17 protein-coding genes are annotated in these 17384 nt (G+C 63.1%); 11 read left to right on the forward strand and 6 right to left on the reverse strand.

Annotation, left to right across the window (positions count from 1 at the left end; genetic code table 11):
• The first annotated feature begins 74 nt into the window (after positions 1-74).
• The 3 genes from ABWW33_RS14335 to ABWW33_RS14345 all read left to right on the forward strand — a co-directional run bounded on the left by ABWW33_RS14335 (position 75) and on the right by ABWW33_RS14345 (position 4112).
• Positions 75-1430 carry a CoA transferase gene (locus ABWW33_RS14335; RefSeq protein WP_353402641.1) on the forward strand — a complete coding sequence of 452 codons (1356 nt, stop codon included), beginning with the start codon at positions 75-77 and terminating at the stop codon, positions 1428-1430.
• A gap of 103 nt (positions 1431-1533) precedes the next feature.
• The gene (fliD, locus tag ABWW33_RS14340; RefSeq protein ID WP_353402364.1) at positions 1534-2919 is read left to right on the forward strand and encodes a flagellar filament capping protein FliD; all 1386 of its coding nucleotides are present in this window, start codon (positions 1534-1536) and stop codon (positions 2917-2919) included.
• Between the two features lie 92 nt (positions 2920-3011).
• Positions 3012-4112: a polyamine ABC transporter substrate-binding protein gene (locus ABWW33_RS14345; RefSeq protein WP_176653870.1), complete on the forward strand. Its 1101-nt coding sequence runs from the start codon at positions 3012-3014 to the stop codon at positions 4110-4112.
• 271 nt (positions 4113-4383) lie between these two features.
• Here the strand turns inward: ABWW33_RS14345 and sixA are convergent, their stop codons facing one another.
• A complete protein-coding gene (sixA, locus tag ABWW33_RS14350) occupies positions 4384-4851 on the reverse strand; it encodes a phosphohistidine phosphatase SixA (RefSeq protein WP_176653871.1) in 468 nt (155 codons plus the stop codon).
• Positions 4852-4921: 70 nt separating this feature from the next.
• Positions 4922-7018 carry a polyphosphate kinase 1 gene (gene ppk1, locus ABWW33_RS14355; RefSeq protein WP_353402366.1) on the reverse strand — a complete coding sequence of 699 codons (2097 nt, stop codon included), beginning with the start codon at positions 7016-7018 and terminating at the stop codon, positions 4922-4924.
• Between the two features lie 301 nt (positions 7019-7319).
• Here ppk1 and pstS point away from each other — a divergent pair, with 301 nt between their 5' ends.
• The 7 genes from pstS to phoR all read left to right on the forward strand — a co-directional run bounded on the left by pstS (position 7320) and on the right by phoR (position 13967).
• Positions 7320-8366: a phosphate ABC transporter substrate-binding protein PstS gene (gene pstS / locus ABWW33_RS14360; protein WP_176653873.1), complete on the forward strand. Its 1047-nt coding sequence runs from the start codon at positions 7320-7322 to the stop codon at positions 8364-8366.
• A gap of 205 nt (positions 8367-8571) precedes the next feature.
• Positions 8572-9525, forward strand: a complete 954-nt coding sequence (pstC, locus tag ABWW33_RS14365; protein ID WP_353402642.1) for a phosphate ABC transporter permease subunit PstC — start codon at positions 8572-8574, stop codon at positions 9523-9525.
• Positions 9525-10382, forward strand: coding sequence for a phosphate ABC transporter permease PstA (gene pstA / locus ABWW33_RS14370; RefSeq protein ID WP_176653875.1), 858 nt, complete (start codon positions 9525-9527; stop codon positions 10380-10382). The genes pstC and pstA overlap by 1 nt, the downstream gene beginning before the upstream one ends.
• A gap of 19 nt (positions 10383-10401) precedes the next feature.
• Positions 10402-11202, forward strand: coding sequence for a phosphate ABC transporter ATP-binding protein PstB (pstB, locus tag ABWW33_RS14375; protein ID WP_176653876.1), 801 nt, complete (start codon positions 10402-10404; stop codon positions 11200-11202).
• 37 nt (positions 11203-11239) lie between these two features.
• Complete coding sequence (gene phoU / locus ABWW33_RS14380) at positions 11240-11953, forward strand: phosphate signaling complex protein PhoU (protein ID WP_176653877.1); 714 nt, start codon at positions 11240-11242, stop codon at positions 11951-11953.
• Between the two features lie 8 nt (positions 11954-11961).
• Positions 11962-12651: a response regulator gene (locus ABWW33_RS14385; RefSeq protein WP_090320876.1), complete on the forward strand. Its 690-nt coding sequence runs from the start codon at positions 11962-11964 to the stop codon at positions 12649-12651.
• A complete protein-coding gene (gene phoR / locus ABWW33_RS14390; protein ID WP_176653878.1) occupies positions 12651-13967 on the forward strand; it encodes a phosphate regulon sensor histidine kinase PhoR in 1317 nt (438 codons plus the stop codon). The genes ABWW33_RS14385 and phoR overlap by 1 nt, the downstream gene beginning before the upstream one ends.
• Here the strand turns inward: phoR and ABWW33_RS14395 are convergent.
• The 4 genes from ABWW33_RS14395 to ABWW33_RS14410 are packed head-to-tail and all read right to left on the reverse strand — an operon-like array spanning position 13964 to position 16552.
• Positions 13964-14305, reverse strand: a complete 342-nt coding sequence (locus tag ABWW33_RS14395; RefSeq protein WP_353402369.1) for a YkvA family protein — start codon at positions 14303-14305, stop codon at positions 13964-13966. The two genes, phoR and ABWW33_RS14395, sit on opposite strands and share 4 nt — an antisense overlap.
• A 46-nt stretch (positions 14306-14351) precedes the next feature.
• Complete coding sequence (locus tag ABWW33_RS14400; protein WP_353402370.1) at positions 14352-14777, reverse strand: TraB/GumN family protein; 426 nt, start codon at positions 14775-14777, stop codon at positions 14352-14354.
• 33 nt (positions 14778-14810) lie between these two features.
• Positions 14811-15689 (reverse strand): CPBP family intramembrane glutamic endopeptidase, encoded by an 879-nt coding sequence (locus tag ABWW33_RS14405; protein WP_353402372.1) that lies wholly within the window; start codon positions 15687-15689, stop codon positions 14811-14813.
• Between the two features lie 50 nt (positions 15690-15739).
• Positions 15740-16552, reverse strand: a complete 813-nt coding sequence (locus ABWW33_RS14410; protein WP_176653882.1) for a MipA/OmpV family protein — start codon at positions 16550-16552, stop codon at positions 15740-15742.
• Positions 16553-16721: 169 nt separating this feature from the next.
• On the opposite strand from ABWW33_RS14410, the gene ABWW33_RS14415 reads away from it, so the two are divergent.
• Positions 16722-17384 (forward strand): glutathione S-transferase family protein, encoded by a 663-nt coding sequence (locus ABWW33_RS14415; protein WP_353402374.1) that lies wholly within the window; start codon positions 16722-16724, stop codon positions 17382-17384.

The following is a 17384-nucleotide window of genomic DNA, read 5'->3' on the forward strand; positions in this document are numbered from 1 at the left end:
GTCAAGATTGACGCCCCCTGCGGGCAGTCCTAAGCTGGGACAGCATATCAATTCCCGGAGCGCTCATGTCTAAAATGTTAGAGGCTGTCTGGTCGTCGCTGGCGTTGCCGCCGTCGGCGCTGCAGGCAGTCGATTTTACCGGCGAAGGCGCGTTGCCTTCATGTTACGCGGTGACGGACCTGGCGGCGGCGTCGGTGGGCGCGGCGGCGCTGGCGGTGCGCGAGCTGATCGCGGCACAGGGCGGACGGCCGGCGCGCGTGCGGGTGGACCGGCGGCTGGCGTCGTTATGGTTCAGCTGGTCCATCCATCCGGTGGGTTGGGAGCGTCCGCCGTTGTGGGACGCGGTGGCGGGCGACTACGCCACCGCAGACGGCTGGATACGCCTGCATACCAACGCCGTGCATCATCGGGATGCGGCGCTGGCGGTGCTGGGCGTTGCCGTCGACAGGGACGCCGTGACGCGGGCGGCGGCGCGCTGGCGCGGCGCCGAACTGGAGGCGGCCGTGGTGGCGCAGGGCGGCTGCGCGGCCATGATGCGTTCAAGCGCGGAATGGGCGGAGCACGAGCAGGGCAGGGCGGTGGCCGCCGAGCCGCTGGTCGCGGTGGCGACCGCGCCGGGCAGCTTCAATGCCGGCTGGGCGGGGACGCCGTCGCGGCCGCTGGCGGGGCTGAAGGTGCTGGACTTGACGCGGGTATTGGCGGGGCCGGTGGCGACGCGCTTCCTGGCCGGCTACGGGGCCGATGTGCTGCGCATCGATCCGCCGGACTGGAGCGAGCCGGGCGTGATACCGGAGGTGACCTTGGGCAAGCGTTGTGCGCGGCTGGATCTTCGTTCGGAAGACGACAGGGCGATATTTTCCGGATTGCTGGCGCAGGCGGATGTGCTGGTGCATGGCTATCGCCCGGCGGCTTTGGAGCGGCTGGGATTCGACGAGGATGTGCGCCGGCGCTTGAATCCGGGGCTGATCGACGTGGCACTGGATGCGTATGGCTGGACCGGGCCGCTGGCCGGACGGCGCGGTTTCGACAGCCTGGTGCAGATGAGCGCGGGAATCGCGGACCGGGGCATGCACTGGCAGGGGGCTGCAAAGCCGGTGCCGCTGCCGGTGCAGGCGCTGGATCATGCGACCGGCTACCTGATTGCCGCGGCGGTGGTGCGCGGGCTGTTACACCGGCTTGCAGAGGGAAGCGTCGCGACCGCCCGCTTGTCGCTGGCGAGGACGGCGTTGCTGCTGGCGCAGATGTCGCCGGATGGCGGCGTGGACGCGGGCGCGTTGGCGCCGGCGAGCGATGCCGATCTGGCGCCGGCGCTGGAGCAGACCACGTGGGGACCAGCGCGCCGCTACTGGCCGCCGGTGGCGATCGATGGTGCGTCCATGGCCTGGGACCGGCCGGCCAGCGCGCTCGGTTCGGCTCCGCCCAATTGGTAGTAAAGCGGAGGTTCCAAAGCAGAAGCGCAAATCCCGTTCTGTTCGCCGCTTTGAAAATCCGCCGATGTTGCATACTACCTAACCAAACTCGGCGGAACGGACCATGGCCACCTCCAGCATCAGCAGCACCACGAACACCGCGAATTCGGCGATATCGACCGACGTCTACAACCGCGTCCAGCAGACGATGGCGTCGCAGAACAGCGCCGCCACCAAGCTGAACACGACGCTGAAGAACGACCAGACCAAGCTGTCGGCGCTGGGCCAGCTGCAAAGCGCGCTGGCCAGCTTCCAGTCGGTCGCGGCCAGCCTGAGCGGCAGCGGCCTGAGCACCAGCGCTGCCAGTTCGGTCAAGAGCGTGTTGACGGCCAGCTCCACCGGCACCGCCAAGGCCGGCACCTATGCGGTGGACGTCAAGCAACTGGCGCAGGGCCAGTTCCTGACCAGCGACGCCTTCCCCGCGTCCGACAGCAAGATCGGCAGCGGCGCCGCCACCACGGTCAAGATCGACTTCGGCACGGCCGGCGGCGACAAGGGCTTCGTCATCAACGGCACGGCGAGCAGCAAATCGATCACCATCGACAGCAGCAACAACACGCTGGACGGCATCGCCGCCGCGTTCAAGGCGGCCGGCGTGGACGTCAAGGTGGTCAAGGGCGACGACGGCAAGTTCTCGCTGGCGATCGCCGGCCAGAGCGGCGCCGCCAACAGCATGCGCATCAGCGTCAGCGGCGACGCGGCGCTGAAGGGCGTGCTGGCCTTCGACCCCGACGGCAAGCAGGAACTCAAGCAGACCAGCGCCGCGATGGATGCCATCCTGACCGTCGACGGCAAGGACGTCACCAGCCCCAGCAACACGCTGGACAAGGACAAGGCCATCGCTGGCGCCACGCTGACCCTGACCGCCACCGGCAAGACCGACGTCACCATCACCCAGGACGCGAGCCAGATCGGCGCCAACCTGAAATCCTTCGTCAGCGCCTACAACGACCTGAACAAGAAGCTGCAGGCGCTGCAAAAGGGCGACCTGAAGTCCGACACGGCGATGGGGCAGGTCACCAGCCAGTTCAACCTGCTGCTGAAGACCGGCGGCGGCAGCGTCTCGATTTCGGCGCTGAACGCGGCAGGCGTCACCCAGGACAGCAGCGGCAACCTGGTGGTCGACGATAAGAAACTGCAGGCCGCGCTGACGGCCGATTCGTCGGCGGTCGGCAAGCTGTTCACCAACAACGGCAAGGGCATCGCCGACCTGATGGCCGCCAAGGCCGGCGCGCTGACCTCGGACAGCAGCGTCATCAGCAAGGAGGCCAGCCTGGTCAGCCGGGACATCACCAACATCAACAACAAGCGCACCGTGCTGACCAAGGCGCTGACGGCGCAGGCCACCGCGCTGGCGGCGCTGTACACGGCGCAGGCGCAAACCGGCGCCGGCAGCGCGTTGAACGGGGCTGCGGGCAGTTCCGGCAGCTTGTTCGACATGCTGGGTTGACCGCAACGACCTATTTTTAACGAATTCCTTGCATCGAAACTGGCTATGCCCGATCATCACGGCTTGTGAATGATTCCACTTTCGGAGGTGCTATGGCAGGGAAGTTCGTTGGTGCGGCGCTGTTGGCGGCGGGTTTGATGGCCGGTGCGGTGCAGGCGCAAGAGGAAAAAGTCCTCAATATCTACAACTGGTCGGACTATATCGCCGACGATACCGTTAAGAATTTTGAAAAGGAAACCGGTATCAAGGTCCGTTATGACCTGTTTGATAACAACGAAATCCTGAACTCCAAGCTGGTGGCCGGCAAATCCGGCTACGACATCGTGGTGCCGACCGCCCAGTGGGCGCGGTTGCAGATCGACGGCAAGCTGCTGCGCAAGCTGGACAAGTCCAAGCTGACCAACCTGAAGAACATGGACCCGGCCATCCAGGCCAAGCTGGCCAATATCGACCCGGGCAACGACTACCTGGTCGACTGGCTATGGGGCTATACCACGGTCGGCATCAACGTCAACAAGGTCAAGGCCGCGCTGGGCGCCATGCCGATGCCGGACAATGCCTGGGAGCTGATCTTCAATCCGAAATACGCGTCCAAGCTGAAATCGTGCGGCGTTTCCTTCCTCGACTCGCCGTCGGAAGTGCTGCCGGCCGCGCTGATCTACCTGGGCAAGCCTGCCTACTCGAAAAACGCCGCCGACTACACCGAGGCCGGCAAGATGCTGCAGGCGATCCGTCCCTACGTCACACTGTTCAGCTCGTCCGGCTATATCAACGACATGGCCAACGGCGCCGTCTGCGTGGCGCTGGGCTGGTCGGGCGACATCAACATCGCCCGCCAGCGCGCCATCGACGCCAAGAACGGCAACGTGATCGAAGTGCTGATACCGAAGACCTCGGCCGCGCTGGTGTTCGACACGATGGCGATCCCGGCCGACGCGCCGCACCCGAACAACGCCCATTTGTGGATCAACTACATCATGCGGCCGGAAGTGCACGCCAGCCTGACCAACAAGGTGTTCTATGCCAACCCGAACACGGCCAGCCTGAAGTTCGTGCGCAAGGATATCGCCAGCAACAAGACGGTGTTCCTGTCCGAGGCCGACAAGCAGCGCATGGCGGCGCCGGAAGCGGTGCCGGCGGACATCCGCCGCAATATCACGCGCGTCTATACGAAGTTTAAAACGGGAATGTAAACGATGATCGGCGCGAGTGGCGGATCTTGAAGGACACGCCGCTGGCGCCGAAAAGGCTTCAATGAAGCTGGTGCTACTCGTGGTAGCGGTCGTTCAGTTTGTGCTTGCTGCCGCGCATTTCCTCCACCAGTTCGTACACAACCAAGGCAATCATTCCTCCGAAGATGCCCATAGTGAGCAAGGTAAACATCGCATCCTCCCTCAAGTTGATACGATTAAACTTTAGCAGATGGTTGCCGCTTTACAAGCTCTGCGTTGCGATTTCTCCCGTTTATTTCACCACCAGGTCGGCAGCCATCACCGCCTTCAGGTAGACGCTCATCGCATTGCCGGGGTCGCGCTGGGAAAACCACCAGGCGCTGGCCTTGCGGATGTCCCATTCCAGGTCGTCGCCGGTCAGCAGCAGCGAGGCCACCTGGCCCAGCGTCGGCTGGTGGCCGACCACCAGCACCGAATCCTTGTTGCCCGGCCAGTTGGCCGCCTTGAGGATGTCGGCCGGATCGGCGCCGGGCGCCAGGTCGGTGTGCATTTTGAATTTGCGGCCCAGCGCCTCCACCGTCTGCAAGGTGCGCACGGCCGGGCTGGCCAGGATGCGGCAACTGTCGGGCAGCTGGGAATCGAGCCACTGGCCCATGCGGCGCGCCTGTTTCTGGCCCTTGACGGTCAGCGCGCGTTCCAGATCGGACATGCCGGGCGCCATCTCTTCCGCCTCGGCGTGCCGCCACAAAATGAGATCCATGTTTTTCTCCTGACTGACATTTGAAAAAAGATCCCCACGGCGCGCCTCCCGGCCCGCCGCCACCTTATTGTTATTCTCCCAAATGACCTTGGGCCGTGCCCAGCGTGTCCATCAAGTGCTGCTGCGCGCTGTAATGAACCTGCTTGCCGCGCGGCTTGCGGCGCTGGTAGTGGCCGTCCGGTTCCAGCTCCCACGCGTTCATGTTGTCCTTCAGATAAGGATTCAATCCCTCCGCCAGCACCCGCCGCTTGAGCGCCTTGTCCAGGACGGGGAAGGCGACTTCGATGCGGCGGAACAGGTTGCGGCTCATCCAGTCCGCGCTGGCCAGCATCACGTCGTGCGCCAGGTCGTTGCGGAAATAGTAAATCCGGCTGTGTTCCAGGAAGCGGCCGATGATGGAGCGCACGCGGATATTCTCCGACAGGCCCGGCACGCCCGGCTTCAGCGTGCAGGCGCCGCGCACGATCAGGTCGATCTTGACGCCGTCCTTGGACGCCGCGTACAGCGCGCGTATCACCGACTCATCCACTAGTGCATTTATTTTAACAATAATCCGTCCCGGACGTCCGGCGCGCGCGATACGCGCTTCGTTGCGGATGGACTTGATGATTTCGTTCTGCAGCGCGAACGGCGCCAGCCACAAATGCGTCAGCCGGTGCGGCTTGGTCAGGCTGGTCAGGTGGATGAACACCTCGTTGACTTCCTGGCTGATGCCCGGATGGCAGGTCAGCAGGCCGAAATCGGTGTAGAACTTGGTGGTGGTCGGGTGGTAGTTGCCGGTGCCGAGGTGGGCGTAGAAGCGCAGCTTGTTGTCCTCGCGGCGTATCACCAGCGCCACCTTGGCGTGCGTCTTCAGGCCGACCACGCCGTACACCACCTGGGCGCCGGCCTGTTCCAGCTTGTCGGCCCAGTTGATGTTGGCTTCCTCGTCGAAGCGCGCCTTCAGCTCGACGATGACGGTCACTTCCTTGCCCGAGCGCGCCGCCAGGATCAGCGATTCCATCAGGTCCGAGTTCATGCCGGTGCGGTAGATGGTCTGCTTGATGGCCACTACGGCCGGATCCATCGCCGCGCTGCGGATGAAGTCGATCACCGTCTGGAAGGTCTGGTAGGGGTGGTGCAGCAGGATATCGTTTTCACGCAGCGCCGCGAAAATGTCCGGGCTGCCCGGCTTTTGCGCGATGCCGGGGATGAAAGGCGGGAAGCGCAGCGTCGGGTTGTCGACGTGGTCCATGATCTCGGTCAGGCGCACCAGGTTGACCGGGCCGTTGACGGCGTACAGCCGGCTCTGGTGCAGGCCGAACTGGTCGAGCAGGAATTGCGACAGTTCCGGTGGGCAGTTCTTGGCCACTTCCAGCCGCACCGAGGTGCCGAACTGGCGGCCTTGCAACTCGCCCTTCAAGGCCTGGCGCAGGTTCTTGACCTCGTCCTCGTCGACCCACAGGTCGGAGTCGCGGGTGACGCGGAACTGCGAATAGGCGATCACCTCGCGGCCGGCGAACAGGTCCGAGATGTGCGCGTGGATGATGGACGACAGCAGGCAGAACGACACGCCGCCGCTCTTCGACAAATGGTCGGGCAGGCGGATCACGCGCGGCAGCACGCGCGGCGCCTTGACGATGGCGATCGCGGTGCCGCGGCCGAACGCGTCCTTGCCGGACAGCGAGACGATGAAATTGAGGCTCTTGTTGACCACTTGCGGGAACGGGTGGGCCGGATCGAGGCCGATCGGCGTCAGCAGCGGCCGCACCTCGGTGTCGAAGTATTCCTTGACCCAGGCGCGCTGCGCATCGTTGCGCTCGTTGTGGCGCACCAGGTGCACGCCGTTGGCGGCCAGCTGCGGCAGCACTTCCTGGTTGAGGATTTCATATTGGTGGGTCACCAGCGCGTGGCATTCATTGCTGATGCGCGACAGCGTGGCCACCAGGGCGGGGTGGTTGGACATCGAACCGTCGACGCTGCCGGCCGCCAGCAGGCTGGCCACGCGCACTTCGAAGAATTCGTCCAGGTTGCTGCTGGCGATGCACAGGTAGCGCAGCCGCTCGAGCAAGGGAATGCTCTTGTCTTCCGCTTGCGCCAGCACGCGCCGGTTGAACATCAGTTGCGACAGCTCCCGGTCCAGGAAGGCGGAATTCTTGTTTACGTCAGCATGCAAGTCAGGCTTCATGTCTTTTTGTTCACTTTGCAGTTAATCTCATTCTATCCTGAACGCGGAAGGATGATGCAACAGTGTAAAGAAGAAATATGACAAGTCCGTGACAAAGGCTGTCATAAATGACCGTTCGGTTACGCCAATTATGACAGGAAGGGCGTAACATATGCCGGCACCATGGCCTGTTCTCATAGGGAAGCACTGCGCAAATCGAGTCAAAATAATATTTTTTACAGATTCGGTGGATGTCATAAACCTGTCATATTCGGGCGGTAGACTGCGCAGCATCCTAACCTGTCATAACAAAGGACTTGAAATGCGACTCAAACAATTGTTCTCCTCCCTGGTAGTAGGCGTATCTGCCGTTATGGCATTCTCGTCCGCCGCCCACGCCGCCGATATGACCGGCGCCGGCGCCACCTTCCCATATCCTATCTACGCCAAATGGGCTGAAGCTTATAAAGCCAGCACCGGCAACGGCCTGAACTATCAGTCCGTCGGTTCGGGCGCGGGTATCAAACAGATCAAGGCCAAGACCGTCGATTTCGGCGCCTCCGACATGCCGCTGAAAGCGGAAGAACTGGACGCCGAAGGCCTGATGCAATTCCCGGCCATCATGGGCGGCGTTGTGACCGTGGTCAACCTGGACGGCATCACCCCCGGCCAGCTGAAGCTGACCGGCCCGGTTGTCGCCGACATCTACCTGGGCAAGATCACCAAGTGGAATGACGCCGCGATCACCGCGCTGAACCCAGGCGTGAAGCTGTCGGGCGAAGACATCACCGTGGTGCACCGCGCCGACGGTTCGGGCACGTCCTTCCTGTTCACCGACTTCCTGTCGAAAACCAATGCCGAGTTCAAGACCAAGATCGGTTCCGGTACCGCCGTCAAGTGGGCCGTCGGCGTCGGTGGCAAGGGTAACGAAGGCGTCGCCGCCAACGTGCAGCGCATCAAGGGTTCGATCGGCTACGTCGAGTGGGCTTATGCCAAGAAAAACAAGATGGCGCACACCCAGCTGAAAAACAAGGACGGCAACTTCCTGCAGCCTGACGACGACTTCTTCAAAGCCGCCGCCGCTTCGGCCGAGTGGACCAAGACCCCGGGCTTCGGCGTGGTGCTGACCGACCAGGCCGGCAAGAACTCGTGGCCGATCACCGGCGTGTCGTTCATCCTGATGCACAAAGCCCAGGCTGACGCAGCCAAAGGCAAGGAAGTCGTCAAGTTCTTCGACTGGGCCTTCAAGAACGGCGGCGCCGCTGCCACCGAACTGGACTACGTGCCGCTGCCGGCATCGGTTGTCAAGCTGGTACAGGATTCCTGGAAAGCCAACCTGAAAGACGCTTCGGGCAAGGCGATCTACTAATCCGGACCGTCCCTTCGCCGCGGCGCAGCAGCAAGCGCGGCGGCGAGGGGGTTAGCCTGCGCCTCCCGACCGGGAGCCGCAGGCTAGCTTACATCCACGAGACAATAATATGAGCGCCGATATCACTTCCACGTCTATGAATAAACCGGAACCCGCCTTGGCCACCCACACTTCCGCCGCGATCACCGCCGCGGAACAGGCCGCAATGCAGGCCATGCACCGCACCATGCGCAACCAGCGCATCCAGGACTTCTTCTTCCACAAAACCACGATGCTGTTCGCGCTGTCCGTGCTGGCGGTGCTGTCTGGCATCATCGTCACGCTGGTCATCGGCGCCTGGCCGGCGTTCAAGGAATTCGGCCCGGCCTTCATCACCACCGTCGAGTGGGATCCGGTCAACGACAAGTACGGCGCGCTGATCGCCATCGTCGGCACCCTGGCCACGTCCGGCATCGCGCTGCTGATCGCCTTCCCGGTCAGCTTCGGCATCGCGCTGTTCCTGACCGAGATCTGCCCGGCCGGCCTGCGCCGCCCGCTGGGCACGGCGGTCGAGCTGCTGGCCGGCGTGCCGTCCATCATCTACGGCATGTGGGGCCTGTTCGTGTTCGCGCCGCTGTTCGGCGACTACGTGCAGCCGCTGCTGAAGAACACCCTGGGCCACCTGCCCATCATCGGCCAGTTCTTCAGCGGCCCGACCATGGGCATCGGCATCCTGACCGCCGCGCTGATCCTGGCCGTGATGATCATCCCCTTCATCTCGTCGGTGATGCGCGACGTGTTCGAGATCGTGCCGGCCGTGCTGAAGGAATCGGCCTACGGCCTGGGCTGCACCCGCTGGGAAGTGGTGCGCAAGATCGTGCTGCCTTACACCAAGACCGGCGTGGTCGGCGGCGTCATGCTGGGCCTGGGCCGCGCGCTGGGCGAAACCATGGCCGTGACCTTCGTCATCGGCAACGCCAACAAGCTGTCGTGGTCGCTGTTCGCGGCGGGCAACTCGATCGCCTCGACCCTGGCCAACGAATTCGCCGAGTCCGACACCGTGCTGCACACGTCCTCGCTGTTCGCGCTGGCACTGATCCTGTTCGTGATCACCTTTATCGTTCTGTCCGCCGCCAAGCTGATGTTGGCCGGCATGTCTCGCAAGGAAGGCGTCAAATAATGAACCAAGTCATGAACCCTGTGTACCGCAAGCGTCTGCTGACGCACCGCATCGGCATCGCGCTGTCGGTCGGCGCGATGTCGATCGGCCTGCTGGTGCTGGCGTGGATCCTGGTCACGCTGGCGATCAAGGGCTTCGGCGCGCTCAGCGTCAACCTGTTCACGCAAACCACGCCGGCCCCCGGCAGCGAAGGCGGCGGCCTGGCCAACGCCATCGTCGGCTCGCTGATGATCGTCGGCCTGTCGACCGCGATCAGCACCCCGATCGGCATCCTGGCCGGCATCTACCTGGCCGAATACGGCGAGGAGAACAAGGTCGCGGCCATCACCCGCTTCGTCACCGACATCATGCTGTCGGCGCCGTCGATCGTGGTCGGCATGTTCGTCTGGGCCATGTACGTGGCCACCGCCAAGCACTATTCCGGCTACGCCGGTTCGCTGGCGCTGGCGCTGATCGCGATTCCGGTGGTGGTGCGCACCACCGACAACATGCTGCGCCTGGTGCCCAACAGCCTGCTCGAGGCGGCCTTCGCGCTCGGCGCGCCGCGCTGGAAGGTGGCGATGATGGTGCGCCTGCGCGCCGTCAAGGCCGGCGTGATCACCGGCGTGCTGCTGGCCGTGGCCCGCATCTCCGGCGAGACCGCGCCGCTGCTGTTCACCGCGCTCAACAACCAGTTCTTCAGCGCCGACATGAACGCGCCGATGGCCAACCTGCCGGTGGTGATCTACGGCTTCGCCATGAGCCCGTACGACAACTGGCGCGAGCTGGCCTGGGGCGGCGCGCTGCTGGTGACCTTCAGCGTGTTGGCGCTGAATATCATCTCGCGCACCCTGTTCAGCCAGAAAATCCCGAATTAATTGAATAAAGCGATCAATCATGAATACGCAACTGAGCCCAGAAAATGTCATCGCCATGAACGGCAAACGCAAAACCATCGAGATCTCCGGCCTGAACTTCTTCTACGGTAAGACCCAGAGCCTGACCAACGTCAACCTGGACATCCACGAGAAGCAGGTCACCGCCTTCATCGGCCCATCGGGCTGCGGCAAGTCGACGCTGCTGCGCACCTTGAACCGCATGTACGACCTGTATCCGGGCCAGCGCGCCGAGGGTTCGATCATGTACCGCGGCCGCAACATCCTCGAGGACGGCCAGGACGTCAACATGCTGCGCGCCAAGGTCGGCATGGTGTTCCAGAAGCCGACGCCGTTCCCGATGTCGATCTACGACAACATCGCCTTCGGCGTGCGCCTGTATGAAGACCTGTCGAAAGGCGAGATGGACGAGCGCGTCGAATGGGCGCTGAAGAAGGCCGCGCTGTGGGGCGAGGTCAAGGACAAGCTGACCAAGAGCGGCCTGTCGCTGTCGGGCGGCCAGCAGCAGCGCCTGTGCATCGCGCGCGGCGTCGCGGTCAAGCCGGACGTGCTGCTGCTCGATGAGCCGACCTCGGCGCTGGATCCGATCTCGACCTCGAAGGTGGAAGAGCTAATCAGCGAACTGAAGCAGGACTACACCATCGCCATCGTCACCCACAACATGCAGCAGGCGGCGCGCTGCTCGGACTACACCGCCTATATGTACCTGGGCGAATTGGTGGAGTTCGGCGAGACCGACCAGATCTTCATGAATCCGGCGCGCAAAGAGACGCAGGACTACATCACCGGTCGCTTCGGCTGATCGAACTTATAATAGCAAATCGACTACGGAGAGCAGCATGATCGGTGAACATTCATCCAAGCAGTACGACAACGAATTGGAAGCCATCCGCAGCAAGGTGCTGCTGATGGGCGGCATCGTCGAGACCCAGTTCCTCGACGCCATGACCTGCTTCCGCATCGGCAATCCCGAGCGCGCCGACCGCGTGATGCGCGAGGACGACGCCGTCAACCAGCTGGAAGTGTCGCTGGACGACGCCTGCAGCCACCTGATCGTGCGCCGCCAGCCGGCCGCCAACGACCTGCGCACCATCATGGCCACGATCAAGGTGATCACCGACCTGGAGCGCATCGGCGACGAGGCGACCAAGATCGCCCGCACCGCCAAGGCGCTGCATTCGCGCGGCGCGGTCACCGTCAACCACTATGAAATGGTGCGCGGCATCGCCAACAACACCAGCGACATGCTGCATGACGCGCTGGACGCGTTTGCCCGCAACGACGGCAAGCAGGCGCTGCAGCTGATCGCCCAGGACGCCGTCATCGACCACGAGTTCCGTTCGATCATGCGCAACCTGATCACCTTCATGATGGAAGATCCGCGCACCATCTCGGCCGCGCTGGACACGCTGTGGGTGGCCAAGGCCATCGAGCGCATCGGCGACCACGCCAAGAACATCGCCGAATACGTCATCTACGTCGTCGAAGGCAAGGATATCCGCCACACCAAGCCGGCACACGTGCTGGACGACGTACCCGAGCAAGCTGAATAACGAGAATCATGGCATCTGATAAAACCACAGTACTGATAGTAGAAGATGAACCGGCGATCGTCGAGCTGGTGACGTTTTCGCTGCGCGAGGCGGGCTGGAACTGCTGCGCCGTGCAAAGCGTGGGCGAGGCCTGGGACTTCATCCAGACCCGCACGCCGCAGCTGATTTTGCTCGACTGGATGCTGCCGGACCAGACCGGCCTGCGTCTGCTGGCGCGCATCCGTTCGGACCGCCAGTTCAATGAAATCCCGGTCATCATGCTGACCGCCAAGAGCATGGAAGAAGACAAGCTGGCCGGCCTGAACAGCGGCGCCGACGACTACGTCACCAAGCCGTTCTCGCCGCGCGAGCTGCTGGCCCGCGCCAAGGCGCTGCTGCGCCGCAAGAGTCCGGAGCACGCGCAGGCGACCATGCGCGCCGCCAACGTCATGCTGGACCCGGTCAGCTGCACCGTCTCGATGGACGAGCAGAAGATCGACATCGGCCATGCCGAGTACAAGCTGTTGAAGTTCCTGCTGGCGCATCCGGAGCGCGTGTTCTCGCGCAGCCAGCTGCTGGACAAGGTGTGGGGCGACCATGTGGTGATCGAGGAACGCACGGTCGACGTCCATGTGCTGCGCCTGCGCAAAGCCTTGAAGGAGGCCGAGCATCTGATCAAGACGGTACGTAGCGTGGGCTACATGCTGTCGGAGAAATAATGAATCCAAAACTGGTGTTCTGGGTGCCGGCGGCATTGCGCACCGCGATTATCCTGGCGGGGTGCGCGACGCTGGGCTGGATGTTCGGCTGGATCAACGGCCTGGTGGTGGCGCTGATCGCCATGATGGTGCTGGTGTTCGTGCAGCTGTCGTACCTGTACCAGTTGAGCAATTGGATGGACGACCCGCAGAGCGCCAAGCTGCCGGACGGATGGGGCGCGTGGACCAACATCTTCTCGCGCCTGTACCGCATGCGCCGCGACGATGAAAAAAACCAGGCCGAGCTGACCGAATGGCTGGCGCGCTTCCGCCAGGCCATGCATCTGCTGCCGGACGGCGTGGTCATCATGGACGACGTGCTGTTCCTCGAGTGGTGCAACCCGGCCGCCGAGAAGCACCTGGGCCTGACGCACGAGCGCGACAAGGGCATGCGCGTGACCAACCTGGTGCGCAGCCCGGATTTCATGGACTACATCATCCTCGGCCGCTACGAGCAGCCGCTGACGATCAGCTTCCGCGAGCGCAAGCTGATCGTGCATATCATTCCATTTGAAAACCGCCGCCAGATCCTGGTGACGCACGACGCCACCGAGAGCGAGCGCATCGAAGAGATGCGGCGCGACTTCATCGCCAACGCCTCGCACGAGCTGCGCACGCCGCTGACGGTGATCGTCGGCTTCCTGGAGATCGCCGCGTCCGAAGGGCTGGACGTGGCCACCCGCTCGGCGCACCTGAAGCTGATGACGGAGCAGGGCCACCGCATGCAGCACCTGATCGAGGACATGCTGACCCTGTCGCGGCTGGAGTCGGTCGATTATCCGATGCGGCCGGAGCAGGTCGACATGGCCAAGCTGATGGAGCAGGTGTTGCGCGATGCGCGCGCGCTGTCGGCCGGCAAGCACGAGATCACCATGTCGGTCAACGGGCCGGACATCATGGGCAGCTACGAGGAACTGCACAGCGCCTTCGGCAACCTGGCCTCGAACGCGGTGCGCTACACGCCGGCGGGCGGCAAGATCCAGCTGGTGTGGAAAGAGGTCGAGAACGGTGGCGTCAAGTTCATGGTGGAGGATACCGGCATCGGCATCAGCCCGGAACACATCTCGCGCCTGACCGAGCGCTTCTACCGCGTCGACAAGAGCCGTTCGCGCGAGACGCAGGGGACGGGCCTGGGCCTGGCGATCGTCAAGCACGTGCTGCTGCGCCACGGTTCCACGCTGCAGATCAAGTCGGAAGCGGGCAAGGGCAGCACGTTCATCGTCTGCCTGCCGAAGACGGCGGTGGTGCAGCGGCAGCCCGAATTGTTGCTGAATTAATCCTTGAACCACTGGGCCAGCGTCTGCCTGGCCTTTTGAATGTGCTCATCCTTGATGTGCGCCGCCACCGCCGCGGCCGCGGCGATGAGCACGCCCAGATCGTCGGTATAGCCCACCACCGGCAACAGGTCCGGGATGGCGTCGATGGGCGAGATGAAATATCCCAGCGCGCCGTAGATGGTGGCTTTCGCCCACCTTGGCGTATCCGGATCGATGGCGGAGTAATACATCTTCAACGCCTGCTCCAGCACACCTTTCCCCGCCGTCTTCGCGTAAGTCTTGGTCTTGCGCCAGAAGCCGTCATCGGAATATTGCGCTGAGAAATCAGTATTGGCCACGACGTTCTCCAGAATCTTTACTGTCGACCCAGTATATCAGGATCGCTCATTGAGGAATTTCAGTGAAAACCGGAACCTGCAATACGGTTCCTCTATTTCTGTCTCTCAACAGTTGCTCATATAGGTCAGGCGCGCTTTTCATTAACTGATCAAGCGCAGCTACAGCGGCGTGTAGCGCGTCGGACTTCTGCTCAGCTTTGATCTTCTCGATCGCCTTGACTGCTTCCGCCAATTGAGCGACCACGTCAGGATCTGGCTTCCTCTTTTCAACCAGTGCAAGAGCAATATCGTTCAACCAGCCGATTTGCCTGCCGTAGCTTGCGACTTCTGCGACAACGCGGTCTTCTATAGTTGCGTCTCCCGCGAAGTTAAATGTGAGCTCGGGCGAAAACCATGGTGAGTTTATCCGTTGCTTGACGTCGCCTGCAAAAGGGAATTTGAAGAACCAGAATGGATCGAACACGGTGGCCATGAATCCTCCAGAGAATTGGCGTATCGGCGCAGCTTAGCGGGCGACAAACGGGTAAGTGAAGCCAATGAAGTGTACGGTGTTCAGTACGAGGTGAATCAGGATCGGCGCTTCGATGCGCTGGGTGGCCTGGTAGGCGTAGGCATAGCCCAGCCCGGCGATAGTGGCGAGCAGGGCGTAGGCGGGGCCGCCGGCCAGGTGGGCGGCGCCGAACAGCAGCGCGGAGCAGATCACGGCGATCCACGGGCCGCAGCGGAAGCGCGCCAACGATGCGGCGAGGCGGGCTTGCAGGAAGCCGCGGAAGAACGCCTCTTCGGCGACGACGGTGAAGAACAGGTTCACCGCGATAAATTGCAGCGTGACGGATGGCAGCTTGAAGTCTGGATGGACGAAGCCGACGCCCACGGCGAAGGCCATCACCGCGGCGACCGTGACCAGCAGAATCGGCCAGGTCTTCTTCAGCACGCCGCCCAGCTCCGCCCAGCTGCGTACCCGGCTGCAGATGAACGCCAGCAGTATCAAGCCTACCGCGCCCTTGTCGAAGTTGGCGTATTGCGTGAACGGTGCGGCGCCCGGCGAGAACACGGCGCCGGCGATCATCACCGGGTTGCTGAACCCGGGCAGCTTGTGGATGGCCAGCGCAAACGCCAGTAGCCCGGCGACGATGCCCGAAATAATCCGCACATATTTCTGCGAACCGGTGGCCGTCAGCCAGGCGACAGCGCCAAACAAGGCCAGGGCGACGATTGCCGGCGCTTGCAGCACGCCCGCGATCCAGCCGCACAGCAGTGCCAGCACGAACAAGCCCGCCCAAGGCGCGACAGCGGCTTGGGCGGCGAACGAGACAGGCTTGAGCCATACGGCGCCGATAGCCAGCGCGAGAACGATGAAAGTCAGCAGGGTGATTGTCGGCATGATTTGAAGGAAATGGTTAAATTTCCTTCAATAGTATCATCCAGTCAAGGTCAGAACTTGTAGCTGAAGCCGGTCATCAGCATCGGCGTGGTCTTGCGTTTGGTCAGCGGGCTGTCGGCGGCGTCGCCGGACAGCTGGGTGACGCCGACCGCGCTGTGCGCCGACCAGTTCTTGTCGATCACGTGGTTCCAGCTCACGGCGGCCGTCAGGTTTTCGAAGCCGGCCTTGGCGGTGTAGGCCTTGAACGCCGTGCGCGAGGCTTGCGCCGCCGTCACGCCGTGGTAGGTCTGCATATACTTGTCATCGCCGTACACGGCCGACAGGCCCAGGCCCACCTGGTCGCTGGCGGTGCTGTACAGCGGCACGCTGGCGCCGATGGCGTAGGTCGCGCCATGTTCGCGGTGCGCCAGGTTCTGCTTGGTGCTCAGGCTCAGGCCGACGGTGCCGACCTGGTAGCTGACGCCCAGCACGGCCTGCACGGCGCCGTCGATATCGCCCATGCCTTTCAAGGCGTCCGAGCCGTAGAAGGCGTTCTTCTTGTGGTCGGCACGGCCGCCGCCGTAGGTCAGCGCGGCGCTCAGGCCGAAGCCTTCCAGCGTGGTCTGGAAGCCCACGCCGCGTGTGCTGCTGATGAAGGCGCCGTTGTCGAAGGTGCGTTCGAAGATGGGCAGCGGCACGACACGGGTTTTGTCGCTGCCGGAATATTCCGGCACATAGGCCACGCCCAGGCCCAGCGACAGGCTGTCGCCCTTGCCGGGAGTGGTTTGCGGCGACGAGGAATCCTGCAGGTCAAGCGCGTCCGCGCGGCAGTAGCCGCTGACGGCGCAAAGGGAGGCGAGGGCGAAGGTGATGGCGAGGCGCATGGCGTGGTCCAGTTCAGAGGGTAGGTCGGGTGCCCGCCGGCGCGTCATTGCCCGGCGATAACGGAGCGCAGTGTCTCAACATTTAGCGTCCGCCGCTATCGCCTTGTCTGAAGTATCATTTGCTGAATACTTTGGTACCGCGTGGCGGTGCCCGACTTCCGGAGCCTATATGTCGTTGACCCTTTACTACCATCCGCTGGCCTCGTTCTGCCACAAGGTGCTGATCGCGCTGTACGAAAACGGCGTCGCGTTCGACAAGCGCATCATCAACCTGGGCGAGGAGGCCGACCGCGCCGAGCTGGAGGCGATCTGGCCGCTATGCAAGTTCCCGGTGATACGCGACCACGAGCGCAAGCGCGACGTGCCGGAGACGTCGGTCATCATTGAATACCTGGATCGTTATTTTCCCGGTGCGCAGCCGATGATACCGGCCGACTGGGATGCGGCGCTGGACGTGCGCCTGTGGGACCGCTTCTTCGACAACTACGTGCAGGAGCCGATGCAGACCATCGTCACGGGCCACCTGACCGGCATGCAGTGCGACCAGACCAAGGAGCGCACCAAGCTGAAGACGGCTTACAAGATGATAGAAAAACGCATGGCCACGCGCAGCTGGATGTGCGGCGAGGCCTTCAGCATGGGCGATTGCGCGGCGGCGCCGGCGCTGTTCTACGCCGCCACGATCCTGCCGTTCCCGGAGGAGTACAGCCACCTCAACGACTATTTCGAGCGCCTGGTGACGCGGCCGTCCGTCCAGCGGGTGCTGGACGAATCGAAGCCGTATTTCGCGTTGTATCCGTTCGTCGACGATATCCCGGAACGCTTCCTGTAG

The sequence above is a fragment of the Duganella hordei genome (assembly GCF_040369125.1).
Lineage (GTDB): Bacteria > Pseudomonadota > Gammaproteobacteria > Burkholderiales > Burkholderiaceae_D > Rugamonas > Rugamonas hordei.